The sequence below is a fragment of the uncultured Thiodictyon sp. genome (genome assembly GCF_903828115.1).
Taxonomy (GTDB): Bacteria; Pseudomonadota; Gammaproteobacteria; order Chromatiales; family Chromatiaceae; genus Thiodictyon.
The window spans coordinates 1-4,073 of record NZ_CAIKKU010000191.1 but is presented as its reverse complement, the minus strand read 5'-3'; the positions used below and the strand labels follow the sequence as shown (position 1 = coordinate 4,073).

Here is a 4,073-nt window from a genome sequence, read left to right as displayed (position 1 = left end):
CTGAACGGAAAGAATTTTTTCCGCCGCCCTCGGCGCGCTGCTATTGGTTCGGCAGGCACCAGGTTGTCGGGACGGCGGGAACCTAGCTATCGCTCAAGCTGAAATCGGTGTCGCTCTCGCTCCACCGATTCAGCTTAGCTTCTTAGTTGCGCGGCCGTGCAGCCTTTCTCGGTGGCCAGCGCTTGGATATGCCGGACGAGGTCGAGGTTCGTTTGAAAATTCTCCCCCTGGAAGCGCGGCGAATGGCGCCGGTAATCGTCGGGCGCGAAATCCTCGAAGCGCTTGATGCTGCCCGTGAGAAAACCGCGCCCGAGCGGAGCATAGGCAACGAAACCAATGCCCAATTCGCGGCAGACCGCGAGGGTCTCAGCCTCGGGTTCGCGTGACCAGAGCGAGTATTCGGTCTGCAACACGGCGATGGGGTGCGCCGCCTGCGCGCGGCGCAGCGTCCGGGGTCCGGCCTCGGACAGACCCAGGTACCGCACCTTGCCGGCGCGCACGAGATCGGCCATTGCGCCGACAGTCTCTTCGATCGGCGTCTGCGGATCGACGCGATGCTGATAATACAGATCGATGACCTCGCCCCCGAGCCGGCGCAGGCTCGCATCGCAGGCCGCGCGAACATAGTCGGGCGTACCGCAGACGCCGCGTTTGGACGCATCGTGCGGATCGCGCACGATGCCGAACTTCGTGGCAAGCATCACGCGCTCACGTCGGTCCTTGATCGCGGTGCCGACCAGTTCCTCATTCGTCCAGGGTCCATACATATCAGCCGTATCGATCAAGGTGAGGCCAAGATCGATGGCGCGGTGAATGGTGGCAATCGATTCCGCATCGTCGCGCTGCCCATAGAAATCGCTCATGCCCATGCAGCCGAGCCCCAGCGCCGAGACCCGCAGGCCGCCGTGTCCGAGTGCGCGGGCATTCATGCGGAATGACATCGATAGATCCTCGTTGGTGAATGAGTCGGAATGCGGCACTTAAGTCCGCGATCGACGCGAACCAGGTCCGCGACAGTGCTTCGTGGCTGCTCGACTCGCCGACGGCGCTGTGCATCGTGTTCCACGATACCTAAAAACCTTCAACGACAGCCGGCAGCGGCGATGCTCGGGAGCGCAGTGGCTCGGGAGCCCTGGCGCCGACCAGGTTAGGGCGCCCGGCGTTGGCATCGCCGGTGACCGCGCAAAAGCCGCGCAGCCGCTGGCTGCCGCAGGCAGTCTCCTCGCCCGAGGGCAGCGGGGCGGCGGGGTTTGCGAGCCAGGCGGCGATGTCGGCCAGCGCACGCTCCCCTTGCAGATCGCGGGTCAGCATGTGCCAGCCCCGCGCATAGAGCACCAGACGCAGGTCCGGGGCCGAAGCGGGCAGGTCGTCAAGCGTGGCGCAGAAGGCCTTGCGGGGGACGATCCGGTCATGCTCGCCGTAGAGCACCAGGGCTGGCCGCGGCAGGTGGGGGGCCGCGGCGCGGGCGCGGTCCATCAGATTGGTGACCCCCCACAGGGCCTTGATCCGGGTCGCCTTGATCACCTGGGGGTCGGCGGCGAGGGCGCGCAGCATTGGTCGGTTGTCGGTGGGCGGGCGGCGGATGCCCTTACCCGTCACCTCCAGCCACGGCACGGTGCTGGCGGCGATGGCGAGCGCCAGGCGCTGAACGGCGGGCATGGTGTCGCGCGACCAGACGGCGGGGGCGATCAGCACGACACCCGCCACGTCGGTCGTGGTGCCGGCGGCCATCACCACTGCGCCGCCCATACTCTCCCCCAAAAGATAAAGGGGCAGGCGGGGATGGCGCTGGTGCAGCAAGGCGGCGACGGCACGCAGGTCCGCCATCATACGATCCTCGCCCGCCCAATGGCCGCGCCCCGCCGTCGCACCGAAGCCACGCTGGTCGCAGGCGTAGACGAGGAAGCCGCGGGCGGCGAGATAGGTACCCAGTGGTGCGAAAGTCCCCGCATATTCGTTGAAGCCGTGCAGGGCGAGCACCACTCCCCGCGCCTCGCGGGCCTCCCCCCAGCGGCGCAGCGGCAGCCGATAGCCGTCGTCCATCACGGCCACCGCTGTCGCGAGCTGCGCCGACCGATCCGTCGATCCGCGACTGGACGGCGACGCCCCGGCGCATCCGGCAAGCAGGACCAGCGCCACAAGGATCCCCAGCAGTGCCGCGCGCCCCGAACGAACGCCGCCCAGGCCCGCGGGGATCTGGAGGCCACACAGTCGCTGGTATACGAACTGCGGCAGTCCCTGTCGGAAAGGGACGGGCAAGTGGCAACGCTGACATCGACGGTCCAGTCGGAACAGCAGTCCAGAGATGCGGATACCCAACATTGATTGGCCAGAATCGAGGAACTGCAACTGTCCGTCTCGGACCACCGGACCCGAGGGGCAGCATGGATTGAGGAGCGCAAGCCCCGGCGCGAACACTTGCGGGTCATCGTCGAACGGGATTCCCGACCAGTGTCACCCGGGTTAGACCCCAACCCTGTGGACAGCCCCGTTCCACGCTCCGGGCCAGCGCCCTTGGGGCCTTGCCAGTGCTTGCGTTTCGATCAGTATCGGTCAGTCATTGATTGCCAGCGAGCCTTAGCCTTTCGCCGCCCTCTGTCAAGCACTGAACACCCTGGACCACTTCTTGGAACCCACCTCATGCCCGCAGGCTTCCTTAACCGCTCGCCGGATCGCGACCGCGGGCGCGCCCCGGTCCGCCATCGCCAGGGCCAACTGCCGGACCTCCTGGGGGTAGACCGGCCGGGGGATGGGCGGCGGCAAGCCGCTGCTCCAGAGCACCATGGAGACCGCGGTGGACCAAGTCGGTGCGCGGCTCGCGCGGCTCGCACAGACGGGCACCGAGGCCAAGGCCCTGTTGGAGCGGATGGACCGGCACCTCAAGCACCGCCGTTGAGCGGGGCTCACGGCGGCCGGCAACCTCGACCGCCTGACCGGCATCAAGGTCGCGCTGCGCCGGGGTCTGGACAAGACGGCGAACGCCAGCGCCGACCACGCCTGGCGGCCCTGCGCGCCAGCCTGGAGCGGCGCTGGGGCATCGGCGATCGACTGGAGCAGTTGGAGCACACCCTCGACGAACTGGAGCAGGCGCTCCGCGCCTACGCCGAACAGCGCCGCCCGCCTGGTCACCTTCCTCCCCGTCTTCGGTTTCCCGCTGGTGCTGTTCGCCGGCTTCTTCGACTTTGCCCTCAACGGTATGCCGCGGGACTGGGGCGCGCTGCCGGGCTGGCTGCTCGGACCCGTCGGCACCCGCCGTGGCCAATGCAGCCAACGGTGGTCCCAACTGGCTCGCCCTCGTGCTGTTCGCCGCTACCGCCGGGCTCGGCATGGTGCTGCTGGCGCTGGGTCTGGCCCGGGTCCGCTGGCTAGATGGGCGCAGGCGCTAACCTGGGTCCGCTGTGCGGACCGAGCCCCGCGCGAACCCGACCGGTGAAGGTCCGCGCAGCGGACGCGGCCCGGCTACAATGGGGCTCAATGATACGGAGCACCCGTGCCGACCTACAGCGCGCGCAAGCCACCCACCTGAACCCGCCGACGCCAGCCATGACCCGACCCCGCCACCCCCGCGGTTCCCGCAAACGGCGCGCCCCGGCCGCCGGGCGCCACCATGACCATAGCTATAAGCAGCTCTTCTCCCACGCCGAGATGGTCCGCGACCTGCTGACCGGCTTCGTGCGCGATGACTGGGTCGCGTCCCTGGACCTGGCCTCGCTGGAGACGGTCAAGGGCAGCTATGTCACCGACGATTACCGCGACCGCGAAGACGACATCATCTGGCGCCTGCGCTGGGCCGACGGCTGGTGCTACGTCTATATCCTGATTGAGTTCCAGAGCACGGTGGACCATTTCATGGCGGTGCGGATCGCCTGCTATATCTCGCTCCTGTATCAGGACCTGATCGCGCAAAAGGCCCTGACCACGGCCGGGACCCTCCCGCCGGTGCTGCCGGTGGTCCTCTACAACGGCGAGTTGCGCTGGACGGCGCCGACGGAACTGTCCGCGCTGATCGACCCGGCCCCGGGCGGGCTGGCACACTATCGCCCCCACTGGTCCTACCTGCTGCTCGACGAAGG

5 protein-coding genes are annotated in these 4,073 nt (G+C 68.0%); 3 read left to right on the top strand and 2 right to left on the bottom strand.

Annotated elements, in window-relative coordinates; all coding sequences use genetic code 11:
- Nucleotides 1-134: 134 nt before the first annotated feature.
- Complete coding sequence (locus tag QZY48_RS07005) at nt 135-941, bottom strand: aldo/keto reductase (RefSeq protein WP_295429440.1); 807 nt, start codon at nt 939-941, stop codon at nt 135-137.
- A 130-nt stretch (nt 942-1,071) separates the two neighbouring features.
- A complete protein-coding gene (locus tag QZY48_RS07000) occupies nt 1,072-2,043 on the bottom strand; it encodes an alpha/beta hydrolase (RefSeq protein WP_295429438.1) in 972 nt (323 codons plus the stop codon).
- A 706-nt stretch (nt 2,044-2,749) separates the two neighbouring features.
- Between QZY48_RS07000 and QZY48_RS06995 the strand changes: the two genes are divergently transcribed.
- The 3 genes from QZY48_RS06995 to QZY48_RS06985 form a co-directional block, all read left to right on the top strand.
- Nucleotides 2,750-2,896: a hypothetical protein gene (locus tag QZY48_RS06995; RefSeq protein WP_295429436.1), complete on the top strand. Its 147-nt coding sequence runs from the start codon at nt 2,750-2,752 to the stop codon at nt 2,894-2,896.
- Between the two features lie 358 nt (nt 2,897-3,254).
- Complete coding sequence (locus QZY48_RS06990) at nt 3,255-3,386, top strand: hypothetical protein (RefSeq protein ID WP_295429434.1); 132 nt, start codon at nt 3,255-3,257, stop codon at nt 3,384-3,386.
- A 259-nt stretch (nt 3,387-3,645) separates the two neighbouring features.
- Nucleotides 3,646-4,073: Rpn family recombination-promoting nuclease/putative transposase (locus tag QZY48_RS06985; RefSeq protein ID WP_295429443.1), on the top strand; the 428-nt coding region annotated here is incomplete at its 3' end.